Genomic DNA, 13,522 nt, shown 5'->3' with positions numbered 1-13,522 from the left:
ATAAGCTATGCGTTTTATTCGGAGTTTTCCCATGCTCAAGACGTTGTCCTGCACGGCACTGCTGGTCGCCACCTTTGCCTGCTCTGCCGCAGAGCCCACCCCTGACCAGGCCCCCACGCTGACAGTGCTCAGCTCCGGCGGCATCATGGGCGCCATCCGCAACGTTGCACCGGCTTATGAACACACCTACGGGGTCAAGCTCAACGTGCTCGCCGCGCCATCGATGGGCCAGACCCCGCAAGCCATCCCGAATCGGCTGCAACGGGGCGAGCCGGCCGATGTGGTGCTGATGGTGGGCTCGGCGTTGGACAAGTTGGTCACCGACGGCAAGGCCGACAAGGCCAGCCGCATCGACCTGGGCAAGTCGTTCATTGCCATGGCCGTACGCAAAGGTGAGCCCAAGCCGGCTATCGGCACAATGGGTGAGTTGCGTCAGGTGCTGCTCGATAGCCCCTCGGTTGCCTACTCCGACAGCGCCAGCGGGGTGTACCTGTCCAAAACCTTGTTCCCGAGCATGAACCTGGGCGAAGGGTTCACCCACAAAGCCCACATGATCCCTGCCGAGCCCGTCGGCAAGGTGGTCGCACGCGGCCAGGCAGCCATCGGGTTCCAGCAACTGAGCGAGCTCAAGCCGGTGGCCGGCATCGACATCGTGGGGCTGATCCCGGCCGAGGGGCAAAAGATGACGATGTATTCGGGTGCGGTGGTTGCCAACAGCCAGCACCGGGCGGCGGCCCAGGCGCTGCTTGACTACATGGCCTCTGCCCAGGCGGACGCCGCCATCGAGAAAAGCGGCCTGACCCCGCTGCCGCACACGGCCCACTAAACTTCAACCCTCGCCCGGGCACGTTGATCGAAGGCGTGCCCTGCCGGCGTGCCGCAGCGTCTGAGACCCATCCTTCCTCGTTCCCAAGGCCGTCGCGATGCAAGACATGCTGCAAGAGATCCTCGACCAGGTGCGCCCACTGCTCAGCCAGGGTCAGGTCGCGCAATACATCCCCGCCCTGGCCCAGGTCGACCCCAACCAGCTGGGTATCGCAGTGCACAGCCTCGATGGCCAGCTGCACTGCGCTGGCGATGCCTACACACCCTTTTCCATCCAGAGCATTTCCAAGGTGTTCAGCCTGGTCCAGGCGATCAACCATAGCGGCGAGGACATCTGGTCACGCCTGGGTTACGAGCCTTCGGGGCAGGCCTTCAACTCGCTGGTGCAGCTGGAGGTGGAAAAGGGTCGCCCGCGCAACCCGTTCATCAATGCTGGCGCACTGGTGATCTGCGACATCAACCAGTCACGCTTCGCCACCCCTGCCCTGTCGATGCGCGACTTCGTTCGCCGCCTGGCTGGCAACCCGCGCATCGTCAGCGACACGGTGGTGGCCGAGTCCGAATACCAGCACCGCGCACGCAATGCCGCCATGGCCTGGCTGATGACCGCGTTTGGCAACTTTCATAACGACGTGGACGCGGTGCTGAGCAGCTATTTCCATCACTGCGCGCTGTCGATGAACTGCGTCGACGTAGCGCGGGGCTTTGCGTTTCTGGCCAACAGCGGCTATTGCCCGCACAGCGGTGAACACGTGCTCAGCGCACGTCAGGCCCAGCAGGTGAACGCCATCATGGCTACCAGCGGCTTGTACGACGAAGCCGGCAATTTCGCCTATCGTGTGGGCCTGCCGGGCAAGAGTGGCGTGGGCGGCGGCATCGTGGCAGTGGTCCCCGGGCGGTACAGCATTTGCGTCTGGTCCCCAGCGCTTAACGCTTCTGGCAATTCGCTGGCAGGTATTCGCGCATTGGAATTGCTGAGCGAGCGCATTACGGGGTCGGTTTTTTCGGCGGTACCGTGAGGGCCATTTCCTACACGTCGGAACCCTTATCAGACGTGCAAACCCCTTGTTTACAGTCAAGTACGATCGTCCTAAGTAAGATCCAGATGCACATACAGGCCCTCAGGGAGAGCAGCCATGAGCATCAACAGCAAAAGACGACGTGACCTGAAAAAAGCCAAGAGAAAGCCTGCTATCGGCGGCGGCAGTGGCCTGCAGCCGTCAGCCCTCTATCAACTGAAGAGCTTTCGCAAAGCGTACATCAAGAGCTGGGGCATCAACTCCGAAGGTCACTTGGCCCAGGGCCACTATTCCTGGATGGCCGAACGCGTAAAGGGCTTCCCGCGTACCCTGGAGATTGGCTGTGGCGTCGGCCATTCCACGCTGGCGCTGCTGCAACAGGGGCATACCGTCGTGTGCGTGGAAGAGAACCCCCAGTGCATTGCGGCGACGCGCAAGCGGCTGGCCGACGAAGGCTTCTGCGTCGAGGTCATTGCCAGGGAAACGCCGGTTAGCCTGGATGAAAACGCCTACCGGCTGATCTACAGCGAAATCCCAGAAGCGCCCCAAGCGGACTGTTTGCTCATCGAGGGCGATGCCCTGAACGACCCCGCCCTGGAAGCATGGCTCGAACGTCAGCCAAAGTTCGACGCCGTCGCGTGCTGGTTGCTCGGTACCCATGATGCACGTGGGCACAACGCCGCGGTCGATCTGGCGCTGATGCCCACAGCCTATGAACATCGGATCTTCGTGCAGAACAGGGTCTACGAGATCGCTGATCGCATTCTTCGTTCTGGCGGTGTGCTGTCAGTGATCGACCGGGCTCAGACGCCGACCACACAGGATATGGTCGAGAAATTGCTGCAGCACCATCGCGAGCAGGCCAGCGTGACGTCCCTGGTGGTGCAACCTGTGGAACACACGCCGCACGTCGAGTCTGAGCAGCAAGGCGCCATGCGTATGATGACCACTAACCCCCTCGATGCTGCAATGGCATTCACGCCTGACGACCCGCCTACGATGTCGCTATGCTCGACGACGTCCGTCAAGCCATGAGGCAGGCGGCTCGTATCCAGGCCAGGTGTTCGGGTATGGATTGATCTGCACAGGAAAAAAGTAGGGTGTGAAAGAACTGGACCAGAGGCAGGCGCGCCCTTAGTTGTGATTCGGTTCAGTTCCTTCACACACGGGTGCAGTGTCAGGGGGAGAAGAACCGTGCACAACTGGCAAAATTGCCAGCTGTGCGGGACTTGAACTATTCATCAAACCCGCATCTTGCAGAATGTCGGTTGCCAGGTCAGTGAATATACGGCATCGGCTTGCTCGTTCGGGTCCAATGCCATGGCGGTGTTGATCCAGGCGAACGAAAAAAGAAGCAGGCTTGGGGTCAGTAGGCGCATGAAATAACAAAAACGAAAAAAGACGCCTAAGCGTCTTTTTTCGATGACCTAAGAAACCAACAGGCCTCTGTAGATCGATATTTGGAGCGGGAAACGAGACTCGAACTCGCGACCCCGACCTTGGCAAGGTCGTGCTCTACCAACTGAGCTATTCCCGCGTCGTGATGGGTGCCATTGTAGCGATATCCAAAATGGCGTCAACCCCTTGATTCAAAAAAACTTTTATTTCTGCTCCGAGCCTTCGCGCAGGTGCGGCCAGGCAGCCACTAGGTAATGCACCATCGACCACAGGGTCAAGCCCGCCGCGACTAACAACAACCCATAACCCAGGATCACCCAGAAGGTTACCGCTGGCGGGTTGCCCAGCAGGATCACCAACGCCAGCATTTGTGCAGCCGTCTTCCACTTGCCCAGGTTGGACACGGCCACGTGCGCCCGCGCGCCCAGTTCGGCCATCCACTCGCGCAGCGCCGACACCACAATCTCGCGACCGATGATGACCGCAGCGGGCAAGGTGAGCCAGAAGTTGGCGTGGGTCTGCACCAGCAGCACCAGCGCAACGGCGACCATGAGCTTGTCGGCCACCGGGTCCAGGAACGCACCGAACGGGGTGCTCTGCTGCAACCGACGCGCCAGGTAGCCATCCAGCCAGTCGGTGGCGGCGGCGACGGCAAATACGCTGCTGGCGGCCATGTAGCTCCAATGGAACGGCATGTAGAACAGCAGGATGAAAATCGGGATGAGCAGAACGCGTAGAACGGTGAGCAGGTTTGGAATATTCATCGGTACGACTGGCCGCGGGTTGAACCCGGCATTCTACTCGCTATGCAGGCTGGCATAAATCGACTCGGCAAGCTTTTTACTGATACCCGGTGCCTTGGCAATCTCGTCGACACTGGCGCGGTTGAGCTCTTGCAGGCCGCCGAAATGTTTCAGCAAGTCCCGCCTGCGCTTGGGCCCGACGCCTGCCACATCCTCCAGGCTCGACACCCGCCGGGCCTTGCCGCGACGGGCACGGTGGCCGGTGATCGCGAAGCGGTGGGCCTCGTCGCGGATCTGCTGGATCAAGTGCAGCGCTGGCGAATCACCCTTGAGGGTGAATTCGTTGTGCACATCGTTCAGGTAGAGGGTTTCGAAACCAGCCTTGCGCGTCACGCCTTTGGCCACGCCAAGCAGGGTCAACTCGCTGAACCCCAGTTCCTGCATCACATCGCGCGCCATGTTCAACTGGCCCTTGCCCCCGTCCACCAGCAGCACGTCCGGCAGCTTGCCCTCGCCATCGCGAATGCGTCCGTAACGACGGGTCAGGGCCTGGTGCATGGCGGCGTAGTCGTCGCCGGCCGTGACGCCCTCGATATTGAAGCGCCGGTAGTCCGACTTGATCGGCCCTTCCGGCCCGAACACCACGCAGCTGGCGACCGTCGCCTCGCCACTGGAGTGGCTGATGTCGTAGCACTCCAGGCGCTGCGGCACTTCGTCCAGGCCCAGTACTTCGGCCAGTGCGTCAAAGCGTGCTGCCATGTGCTGGCGATTAGCCAGGCGTGCGTTGAGCGCCTGCTCGGCATTGGTCACTGCCAACTGCTGCCAGCGCGCACGGGTGCCACGCACGCGATGGCTGATGGTCAGCTCGCGGCCGCGTAGAGCATTGAGGGCCTCGGTGATGGCCTCGAAGTCCTCGTGCACCACGTTCACGATCAGCTCCCCCGGCAACTCACGCTCCGGGTTGCCGACGTAGTACTGGGAAACGAATGCCGCCATCACCTCGGAAACGTCTTCCTCGATGCCGACCTGCGGGAAGAAGTTCTTGCTCCCTAGCACACGCCCACCACGGACGCTGATCATGTGGACGCAAGCGCCGCCGGGGTTGACGAACGCGGCAATGACGTCGACTTCGCCGCTGCCCCCTTCGATGTACTGCTGGTCCTGTACGCGGCGCAGCAGGCCGATCTGGTCGCGCAGTTCGGCTGCTTTTTCGAAATTGAGGTCCATGGCGGCCTTTTCCATCTCGGCATTGAGCTCATTGCCCAACTGCTGGCTGCGCCCTTCCAGGAACATCACCGAATGGCGTACGTCCTCGGCATATTCCTCGGCGCTGACCAGGCCGGTGCAGGGCCCCTTGCAGCGCTTGATCTGGTATTGCAGGCATGGACGGGTGCGGTTGGCGTAGTAGCTGTCTTCGCATTGCCGTACCAGAAAGGTCTTTTGCAGCACGCTGAGGCTCTCGCGGATGGCCCCAGCACTTGGGTAGGGGCCGAAGTAGCGCCCCTTGGCTTTCTTCGCGCCCCGATGAATGCCAAGCCGCGGGAACTGACCGTCGGAAAGGAATACATAAGGATAGGACTTGTCGTCACGCAGCAGGATGTTGTACGGCGGGCGCCACTCCTTGATCAGGTTCTGCTCCAGCAGCAGCGCCTCGGTTTCGTTGGCGGTGATGGTGGTTTCCACCTGGGCGATGCGGCTGACCAGTGCAGCGGTCTTGGGCGCCAGCCCGGACTTGCGAAAATAACTGGCCAAGCGTTTCTTGAGGTTCTTGGCCTTGCCCACGTAGAGCAGCCGCGCATCGGCGTCGAACATTCGGTACACACCCGGGCGACCACTGCAGGTCGCCAGGAATGCGCTGGCATCAAAGACTTCAGACATGAGGTTTACAGGCTTGCGTCAACCATACCGTGGCGAACGGCCAGCAATGTCAGTTCGACGTCGCTGGTGACCGAGAGTTTTTCAAAGATCCGGTACCGGTAGGTATTGACGGTCTTGGGCGAGAGGCACAACTTGTCGGAAATGATCTGCACTTTCTGGCAGCCGACGATCATCAGGGCAATCTGGATTTCACGCTCGGACAATGCATCGAATGGCGAGCCCTGTGGCTGGAACGATTTTAGCGCCAACTGCTGAGCGATCTGCGGGCTGATGTAGCGTTGGCCGGCAAATGCCAGGCGAATGGCCTGGACCATCTCATCGAGGCCGGCGCCCTTGGTCAGGTAGCCGGCCGCCCCGGCTTGCAGCAGGCGCGTGGGGAACGGGTCTTCTTCACACACGGTCACTGCCACCACCTTTATGTCAGGGTGGCTGCGCAGCAACTTGCGCGTGGCCTCAAGACCACCGATGCCAGGCATCTTGACGTCCATCAGCACAACGTCTGGCTTGAGCTCGCGCGCAAGCTTGAGCGCCGATTCGCCGGAGTCCCCTTCACCTACCACCTGCAAGCCGTCGATATCGGCCAGCATGCGCGTAATACCGGTTCGTACCAGATCGTGGTCGTCGACCACTAGGACCCTAATCAAGCACACACCTCTTCAGCAGGGCGATTGTATGACGCCACCTTAACAAAATTTTTCAAGACCGGCCTAGCGCATTGCTTTCGTCAGAAACGACTGACGACCTGGGTCCGAACCTATACGCCCCGGCTGCTCATGCCTGTGGTCAGACAGACGTTTCAACAGGTGGACAATCGCCGCCTTGTCGGCCTCAGCCAGGCCCCGAAGCGCGTTGAGCACGTCCGACTCCTGCGCACTAATCCCATGCAAGGGTACAGGGATGCGTACCCCGTTCAGAACATACAGCGCATCAACCCCCCTGGCCGCTACCGCAGCCAGGTAATCGACACGTGGCATGCGCTCCCCACTTTCGTATTTGCCCTGCGCGTTGGGTTCCACCCCACCGATATCGCCGAATACACGCTGGGTCATACCCAGCCGCTCACGTTCTTCCCGCAGCCGAGGGCCGATTCCATTCATCCGGGCGTCTCCTTGTCCCTGAGTATCTCCGAGCAGCGCCACGTCCGCACGCACCGCTGCCTCGTTTACAAAGGGCACTATGCCGCTGCCGGCCGACTGGGACAAGGCATCATTGCCCTGAGCAATCGATCCTGCGCTGCATGCGCACAAAACAATCATCCTCCCCCATTTCGATGAACCCTCGCCGCTGGTAAAGCCTGCGCGCCGGATTGGTGCGAAACACCATCAGCCTGAGCAGCGCCAAACGCCGTTGGGCTGCCCATTGCGCGAGCGTTTCGAGCACCCAGCTGCCAACCCCCTGCCCCTGGTAAGCGGGAAGCAAATGCAACTCCCGGATGAAAAGCGCCTGGCTATCCTGGCTGAGACTGCAGAAACCCAACACGGCGTCGGTATCGGTGTCGGTCACTAGCCACTGCTCGCGCCACTGCCAGGCCTGGTCGAAAGCCTGCTCCACCCACAGAAGGTCGTATCGGTGGTAATAAGGCAGCATGAGGCGGCGCGTCAGGTCGCGGGCGAACGTCACATCACTGTCAGTGGCAGGAATGAGTTGCAGCATCACGCGTTCTCCCGCTCAGGCAGGCTTGGCCGGAACGAACTCACGCCCTTGCGTGGGCTTGGCGCTGCAATGCATCGGTATCGACACGAACGAACACCGAATCGGCCCTGACGGTGAGCACCCCATCGGCCCACACCTCGCAGATCACCCGGCTTTTGCGTGCCACTTCTCCTTCGACTCGAGCCTTGAGCAGCAGCTCAACCCCCATGGGTGTCGGTTTGAGGTACTCAAGCCCCAGGCGGCCAGTGACGCAATCGATACGCGGCAAGCTGCCAGGCGTCCGGCCTTCGCTTCGATAGTGATAGGCCATGGCCGTCCAATTGGAGTGGCAGTCCACCAGCATTGCCAGCAATCCGCCATAGACCAACCCCGGCCAGCCGGTAAAGGTAGCGTCGGGGGTGTGTCGACAGACCAGATGAATGCCGTCTTCGGCCCAATGGCTTTGTACACGGAGCCCGTGCGGATGGGCGCTGCCACAGCCATAGCAAATGCCATCCGGGGCAGCCACTGCCTGCAGGCTCAAGGCTTGATCGTTCATACGCTTCCTGTGCTTGTTGTAATGAGGGCGCGCTACGCCCTCATTAAAGCAGATAGGTCACGCGGTTTGCAGGCTCGCCTTGCCGGGGCGCCTGGCCAGCGCCACCACGAGGATGAACGTCGTGACCCCGGCTGTCATCAATGTCTCGTACCGGTAGGCATCGCTGAACAACATGTACCCTAGCACCAGGACGATGGTGGCGATCACCAGCCAGGTGAGCCAGGGGAACAACCACATCTTCAGCTCCAGCAAGCGCCCTTCGCGCTCCGCGCGCGCGCGCATGCGCAGTTGGGACACGGCGATGACCAGATACACCAGCAACGCGATGGCACCGGTGGTGGACAGCAGAAAGCCGAACACCTTGCCTGGGAACACATAGTTGACCAGACACCCGGCAAACCCTGCCAACGTCGAGAGGATCACCGCGACCGTAGGCACGCCGGAGCCTGCAATGCGCCGGGTGATGGGCAGAGCCTGCCCGCGGGCGCCCAGCGAATACAGCATGCGCGAGGCGGTATACAGCCCCGAGTTCATGCAACTGGTCACGGCCACCAGCACCACCATGTCCACCAGCAGCTTGGCGCCAGGCACGTTCAGCACCTCAAGGACCCGTTGGAACGAGCCGACTGCCTTGAGCCCTGGGTCATTCCAGGCGACCAGCGAAACCACCAGGAAGATCGAAGCCAGGTAGAAGATCGCGATGCGATACACCACCAGGTTGGTGGCACGACGGATCTTGTCCTTGGGGTTGGCCGTTTCGTCGGCAGCGATGGTGACGATCTCCGCACCGAAGAACGAAAAGATGGTGATCAGTACACCGCCCAGTACAGTGCCAAAGCCGTTGGGCATGAAGCCTCCGGTATCCCAGAGTCTGCTGACCCCGGACACGTCGGCCAAGGGCCAAAAGCCAGTCACCGCCAGGGTACATACGACGATGAAGGCAACGATGGCCACGACCTTGATCAACGCGAACCAGTACTCGAAGGCGCCGAAGTTCTTGACGCTGATCAGGTTGGTACCTGATAGCACGAGCATGATCATGAAGGCGAACAGCCAGGACGGCACCCCGGGAAAGTAGGCATGCAGGATATCAGCGCCGGCGATGGCCTCGACCGGAATGATCAGCACCCAGAACCACCAGTACAGCCAGCCGATGGTAAAGCCCGCCCACGGGCCGATGGCCTGCGAGGCGTAGGTGGAAAAAGAACCGCTGTTGGGATTGGCGATGGCCATCTCGCCCAGCATGCGCATCACCAGCAACACCAGCAGCCCGGTCATGGCATAGGAAATGAGGATCGCCGGGCCTGCCGTGGCGATGGCGTTGGAGGAGCCAATGAACAGCCCGGCGCCTATGATGCCGGCAATGGAAATCATCGATACCTGACGGGATGTCAGGCCATGTTGCAAGGAACGCTGTTTCTTGTTGTTCGGGGAAGCCATGTTGAACCCTCTGACTGGATCGCACGGTCATTTTTTGATCCGGGTAAGTATTGAGACTTGCCAGAGGTGTCACAAACGACGTTTTATCAGTACGTAATTCCTTGAGGGAATGATTAAGCGTCCTCCTACGTGGACTACGTTCCCTAGCGTGGCGTATGAGCCTCCCTTGCAAAAGGGTGAATCATGTTGTTCAAAGAGCATGACCAGTGCACCACTGATCACAGCCTCGGGCACATCAAGAACCGTAGGAATGAAACCAATCCAATAATTCGTTTGCACCCCCTGACCCCTAGGCGCTTGGATAGGCAGTACATCGCCCACAGGTCCCCGCCTCATGAACCACGACTGCATCAGCCAATCCATCGCCATCGTTCATCCCATCACCCTTACACATGGCCGCAACGCCGAGGTGTGGGACGACCAAGGAAAACGCTACATCGATTTCGTAGGCGGCATCGGCGTGCTGAACCTGGGCCATTGCAATCCAGCGGTCGTACAAGCCATACAGGATCAAGCCAGCCGCCTGACTCACTACGCTTTCAACGCAGCCCCACATGCCCCTTACCTTGAGCTGATGGCGCAACTGAGCCAATTCATCCCGGTCGCTTACCCGCTGGCCGGCATGCTGACCAACAGCGGCGCGGAGGCGGCCGAAAATGCCCTGAAAGTAGCCCGCGCGGCGACCGGCAAGCGCGCCATCATCGCCTTCGATGGCGGCTTCCATGGCCGTACCCTGGCCACCCTGAACCTCAATGGCAAGGTCGCCCCTTACAAGCAGCGGGTCGGCGAGCTGCCGGGGCCGGTGTACCACCTGCCCTACCCCAGCACCGACACCGGGGTTACCTGCGAACAGGCCCTCAAGGCCATGGACCGCCTGTTCAGCGTCGAGCTAGCGGTGGAGGACGTGGCGGCGTTCATCTTCGAGCCGGTGCAAGGTGAAGGCGGGTTCCTCGCCCTTGACCCAACGTTCGCCCAGGCCCTGCGCCGTTTCTGCGACGAGCATGGCATCTTGATCATCATCGACGAGATCCAGTCGGGCTTCGGGCGTACCGGGCAGCGCTTCGCCTTCCCACGTTTAGGGCTTGAGCCCGATCTGCTGCTGTTGGCCAAAAGCATTGCCGGCGGCATGCCGCTGGGTGCGGTGGTCGGGCGCAAGGAACTGATGGCAGCGCTGCCCAAGGGCGGCCTGGGTGGCACTTATTCAGGCAACCCGATCGCCTGCGCAGCGGCCCTGGCCAGCCTGGCACAGATGACCGACGAGAATATCGCGACTTGGGGCGAACGCCAGGAACAGGCAATCGTGCGCCGCTTCGAGCACTGGAAGGCTACAGACCTGAGCCCGTTCATCGGCCGCTTGACCGGCGTCGGCGCCATGCGCGGGATCGAGCTCGTCAATGCCGACGGCAGCCCGGCACCGGCGCAACTGAGCAAGGTGATGGAAGCGGCACGCGCAAAAGGTCTGCTGCTGATGCCCAGCGGCAAGGCACGGCACATCATACGCCTGCTGGCACCGCTGACCATCGAGGCCTACGTGCTCGAGGAAGGCTTGGATATTCTCGAGCAGTGCCTTGCCGAGCTTGGCTCCTGAAGAGGGGCTTAGAGACCCAGCTCTTGCGGGGTAAGCATATCGGACTCGAAGGCAATCCAGCCGCCTTCGAGTTCGGCGTGGCCGTTGACGATCGGGCCGTAGTAGGTCAGGCCATTCTCCAGGGTCACGCAGATGTGCGTGGCGTTCTTTTCCGGAGCGGCCAGCGTACCGACGAAATGCACCTTCTTGAGGGTCTCGGTCACCGCTTCCAGGCCCACGCGCATGCTGGCGTTTTCCGAGGCTTCGATGTCGCCGCCTCGGTCTTCGGCGCTGATGGTGATGGTGGCGATGTACGGGTACTGGTTGCTCAAGCGGGTCTACCTCGAAACGTGGGTGGGCATAGGGGCGCGTAGAGTACGGCAGCGGCCGCGCCTTGTCTCTAGCGTTCGCCTGCCGAACCGGCGCGGTGCAGACCAACACAGGTGATCTGCCTGCAACGATCTGTTAGGGTGCCGGCCGATACACGCCCTAGCATACGAGGATCCCGAGTGAGCGCTGAAGAACCCATGATCGCCGACCTGTTCGACGTCGACAAACGCCTGTCCCTCAAGCCGGTGGTGGATTTCAACAGCTATCTGCGCAATGCGTTTGGCGAGGGGCCCTGCCGCTGCCACCGTTGCCTTGAAGGCGCCGACCAGACGAGCTACGCCCTGGCGCACACATTCTCGTTCGACGGCCGGCCATGGCATCGCCGCTTCGCCAGTACCGCCGCCAGCGACGTGGCGCAAGTCCTGAAAAAGGCCTGGCTGTCGTACACCAAGGTGGATCTGACGCTGTCCGGCATCCTCGACCTGACCACCGTACAGACCTTCACGGATGCAGCGCTGCACCCGCGCCTGCTCGCCCTGCTGCCCGCCAGCGGGCTGGCCCATGAAGCGGACGGACAGTGGCACCTGCAGGCCCCGGCTGACTGAAGCTCTGGCCTGCGGCCCATGCGGCGGGCCGCCGCCTCAGTGCTGTTCGCCGGCCCGCTTGAGCAGCTTCTTGCAACGTTCGGACAAATGCACCACCCGCAGGTGCTTGCCGACTTTGGCATAGCGCTCGCGCAAGGTTTTCAGCGCGGCAATGGCCGAATAGTCCACAAAGCTCAGGTGCTGGCAGTCCAAGGTCACCTCGGCCGGGTCATTGGCCGGGTCGAACTGGTTCAGGAACGGCGCGGTCGAGGCGAAGAACAAGGTGCCGTGCACCTGATAACGCTTGTGCCCGTGCTCGTCCTCATGGCTGTCGGCGTACAGTTCGCGCGCATGCTGCCAGGCAAAGTTCACCGCCGCGATCACGATGCCGAACAGCACGGCCATGGCCAGGTCGGTGAACACAGTCACCACGGTGACGGCGATGATCGCCAGCATGTCGTTCACCGGCACCTTGTGCAGCACCCGCAGCGACGCCCAGGCGAACGTCTGTTGCGCGACCACGAACATGACACCCACCAGGGCCGCCAAGGGGATACGTTCGATCAATGGCGAAAGGAACAGCACGAACAACAGGATCATCACCCCGGCCATCACCCCTGATAGCCGCCCTCGCCCACCGGAACTGAGGTTGATCACCGTCTGACCGATCATGGCGCATCCACCCATGCCGCCGCACAATCCCGACACCATATTGGCCGCCCCAAGCGCCACGCACTCGCGGTCCGGAAAGCCGCGGCTTTCGGTGATCTCGTCCGTCAGGTTGAGGGTGAGCAGGGTTTCGAGCAGGCCCACCATGGCCATCAATACGGCATAAGGGGCAATGATCTGCAAAGTTTCAAGGGTCCAGGGCACCGCCGGCCAAGCCAGCTGCGGAAGGCCACCGGCAATGTGGGCCATGTCACCCAGGGTGCGGGTCGGCAGGTCGAACAGGTACACCAACAGGCCTACGCCCAGGATCGCAACCAACGCCGGAGGCACGGCGCGGGTGAGCCTAGGCAGAATGTAGACCACCGCCATCGTCAAGGCCACCAGGCCGACCATCAGGTACAAGGGCACCCCGTGCAGCCAGCGCTCGCCTTGCTTGAAATGCTCAAGCTGGGCCATGGCAATGACGATCGCAAGACCATTGACGAAGCCGAGCATTACCGGGTACGGCACCAGCCTGACCAGCTTGCCCAGGCGCAATACGCCGAACAGGATCATCACTACGCCCCCGAGCAACACTGTGGCCAGCAGGTATTGCGCGCCGTGCTGCACCACCAGGGCGACGATCACGACAGCCATCGAGCCTGCAGCACCGGAAATCATCCCCGGCCGGCCGCCGAACAGCGCGGTCAGCGTGCAAATGACGAATGCGCCATAAAGGCCCATCAAGGGGTTGAGGTGTGCCACCAAGGCGAACGCGATGCATTCGGGCACGAGGGCAAACGAGGTGGTCAAGCCGGCCAGCAGGTCGGCACGTAGGCGAGCGGGTTTCATGGAATTCCTGGGTGACGGTCCAGAACGGACGGAGTGCGAAAATGAAG

The 13,522-nt window shown here is 61.4% G+C and carries 14 protein-coding genes and 1 tRNA gene; 5 read left to right on the top strand and 10 right to left on the bottom strand.

Annotation, left to right across the window (positions count from 1 at the left end):
- The first annotated feature begins 31 nt into the window (after positions 1-31).
- From B2J77_RS07885 to B2J77_RS07875, 3 genes are all read left to right on the top strand, one after another.
- Positions 32-826, top strand: coding sequence for a substrate-binding domain-containing protein (locus B2J77_RS07885; protein WP_078478320.1), 795 nt, complete (start codon positions 32-34; stop codon positions 824-826).
- Positions 827-923: 97 nt separating this feature from the next.
- Positions 924-1,844, top strand: a complete 921-nt coding sequence (gene glsB, locus B2J77_RS07880) for a glutaminase B (protein ID WP_058639778.1) — start codon at positions 924-926, stop codon at positions 1,842-1,844.
- A gap of 117 nt (positions 1,845-1,961) precedes the next feature.
- Positions 1,962-2,879 carry a class I SAM-dependent methyltransferase gene (locus B2J77_RS07875; RefSeq protein ID WP_078478319.1) on the top strand — a complete coding sequence of 306 codons (918 nt, stop codon included), beginning with the start codon at positions 1,962-1,964 and terminating at the stop codon, positions 2,877-2,879.
- A gap of 426 nt (positions 2,880-3,305) precedes the next feature.
- Here B2J77_RS07875 and B2J77_RS07870 read toward each other — a convergent pair.
- The 8 genes from B2J77_RS07870 to B2J77_RS07835 form a co-directional block, all read right to left on the bottom strand.
- Positions 3,306-3,381, bottom strand: a tRNA-Gly gene (locus B2J77_RS07870).
- 64 nt (positions 3,382-3,445) lie between these two features.
- Positions 3,446-4,006 (bottom strand): CDP-diacylglycerol--glycerol-3-phosphate 3-phosphatidyltransferase, encoded by a 561-nt coding sequence (gene pgsA / locus B2J77_RS07865; RefSeq protein ID WP_023534788.1) that lies wholly within the window; start codon positions 4,004-4,006, stop codon positions 3,446-3,448.
- Between the two features lie 33 nt (positions 4,007-4,039).
- Positions 4,040-5,863, bottom strand: coding sequence for an excinuclease ABC subunit UvrC (uvrC, locus tag B2J77_RS07860; RefSeq protein WP_058605068.1), 1,824 nt, complete (start codon positions 5,861-5,863; stop codon positions 4,040-4,042).
- Positions 5,864-5,868: 5 nt separating this feature from the next.
- The gene (uvrY, locus tag B2J77_RS07855) at positions 5,869-6,507 is read right to left on the bottom strand and encodes a UvrY/SirA/GacA family response regulator transcription factor (RefSeq protein ID WP_027916239.1); all 639 of its coding nucleotides are present in this window, start codon (positions 6,505-6,507) and stop codon (positions 5,869-5,871) included.
- Between the two features lie 63 nt (positions 6,508-6,570).
- Entirely contained in the window at positions 6,571-6,960 is a 390-nt protein-coding gene (locus tag B2J77_RS07850) for a helix-turn-helix domain-containing protein (RefSeq protein WP_058639781.1), read from the bottom strand.
- Between the two features lie 109 nt (positions 6,961-7,069).
- The gene (locus B2J77_RS07845; RefSeq protein WP_058639782.1) at positions 7,070-7,519 is read right to left on the bottom strand and encodes a GNAT family N-acetyltransferase; all 450 of its coding nucleotides are present in this window, start codon (positions 7,517-7,519) and stop codon (positions 7,070-7,072) included.
- Positions 7,520-7,556: 37 nt separating this feature from the next.
- On the bottom strand, positions 7,557-8,054 hold the full coding sequence (locus B2J77_RS07840) for a PaaI family thioesterase (RefSeq protein ID WP_058639783.1): 498 nt from the start codon (positions 8,052-8,054) through the stop codon (positions 7,557-7,559).
- A 57-nt stretch (positions 8,055-8,111) separates the two neighbouring features.
- Entirely contained in the window at positions 8,112-9,494 is a 1,383-nt protein-coding gene (locus B2J77_RS07835; RefSeq protein WP_058639784.1) for an amino acid permease, read from the bottom strand.
- 334 nt (positions 9,495-9,828) lie between these two features.
- Here B2J77_RS07835 and B2J77_RS07830 point away from each other — a divergent pair, with 334 nt between their 5' ends.
- Entirely contained in the window at positions 9,829-11,082 is a 1,254-nt protein-coding gene (locus B2J77_RS07830; protein ID WP_078478318.1) for an aspartate aminotransferase family protein, read from the top strand.
- 8 nt (positions 11,083-11,090) lie between these two features.
- Here B2J77_RS07830 and B2J77_RS07825 read toward each other — a convergent pair whose 3' ends face one another.
- Entirely contained in the window at positions 11,091-11,393 is a 303-nt protein-coding gene (locus B2J77_RS07825; RefSeq protein ID WP_027916244.1) for a hypothetical protein, read from the bottom strand.
- A 177-nt stretch (positions 11,394-11,570) separates the two neighbouring features.
- Here B2J77_RS07825 and B2J77_RS07820 point away from each other — a divergent pair, with 177 nt between their 5' ends.
- Entirely contained in the window at positions 11,571-11,996 is a 426-nt protein-coding gene (locus tag B2J77_RS07820) for a hypothetical protein (protein ID WP_078478317.1), read from the top strand.
- A gap of 36 nt (positions 11,997-12,032) precedes the next feature.
- Here B2J77_RS07820 and B2J77_RS07815 read toward each other — a convergent pair whose 3' ends face one another.
- Entirely contained in the window at positions 12,033-13,475 is a 1,443-nt protein-coding gene (locus tag B2J77_RS07815) for a SulP family inorganic anion transporter (RefSeq protein ID WP_058639787.1), read from the bottom strand.
- Positions 13,476-13,522 lie beyond the last annotated feature (47 nt).

Origin of the sequence: Pseudomonas parafulva, assembly GCF_002021815.1 — a bacterium.
Lineage (GTDB): Bacteria > Pseudomonadota > Gammaproteobacteria > Pseudomonadales > Pseudomonadaceae > Aquipseudomonas > Aquipseudomonas parafulva_B.
The sequence above is the reverse complement of the archived record's forward strand: the minus strand, read 5'-3'. Positions and strand labels throughout refer to the sequence as shown.

Excerpts from the sequence above, each read along its gene's own strand:
- uvrC (WP_058605068.1), bottom strand. The coding sequence starts at position 5,863 with ATGTCTGAAGTCTTTGATGCCAGCGCATTCCTGGCGACCTGCAGTGGT.
- B2J77_RS07875 (WP_078478319.1), top strand. The coding sequence starts at position 1,962 with ATGAGCATCAACAGCAAAAGACGACGTGACCTGAAAAAAGCCAAGAGA.
- B2J77_RS07850 (WP_058639781.1), bottom strand. The coding sequence starts at position 6,960 with ATGAATGGAATCGGCCCTCGGCTGCGGGAAGAACGTGAGCGGCTGGGT.
- B2J77_RS07815 (WP_058639787.1), bottom strand. The coding sequence starts at position 13,475 with ATGAAACCCGCTCGCCTACGTGCCGACCTGCTGGCCGGCTTGACCACC.
- B2J77_RS07830 (WP_078478318.1), top strand. The coding sequence starts at position 9,829 with ATGAACCACGACTGCATCAGCCAATCCATCGCCATCGTTCATCCCATC.
- pgsA (WP_023534788.1), bottom strand. The coding sequence starts at position 4,006 with ATGAATATTCCAAACCTGCTCACCGTTCTACGCGTTCTGCTCATCCCG.
- B2J77_RS07840 (WP_058639783.1), bottom strand. The coding sequence starts at position 8,054 with ATGAACGATCAAGCCTTGAGCCTGCAGGCAGTGGCTGCCCCGGATGGC.
- glsB (WP_058639778.1), top strand. The coding sequence starts at position 924 with ATGCAAGACATGCTGCAAGAGATCCTCGACCAGGTGCGCCCACTGCTC.
- B2J77_RS07835 (WP_058639784.1), bottom strand. The coding sequence starts at position 9,494 with ATGGCTTCCCCGAACAACAAGAAACAGCGTTCCTTGCAACATGGCCTG.
- B2J77_RS07885 (WP_078478320.1), top strand. The coding sequence starts at position 32 with ATGCTCAAGACGTTGTCCTGCACGGCACTGCTGGTCGCCACCTTTGCC.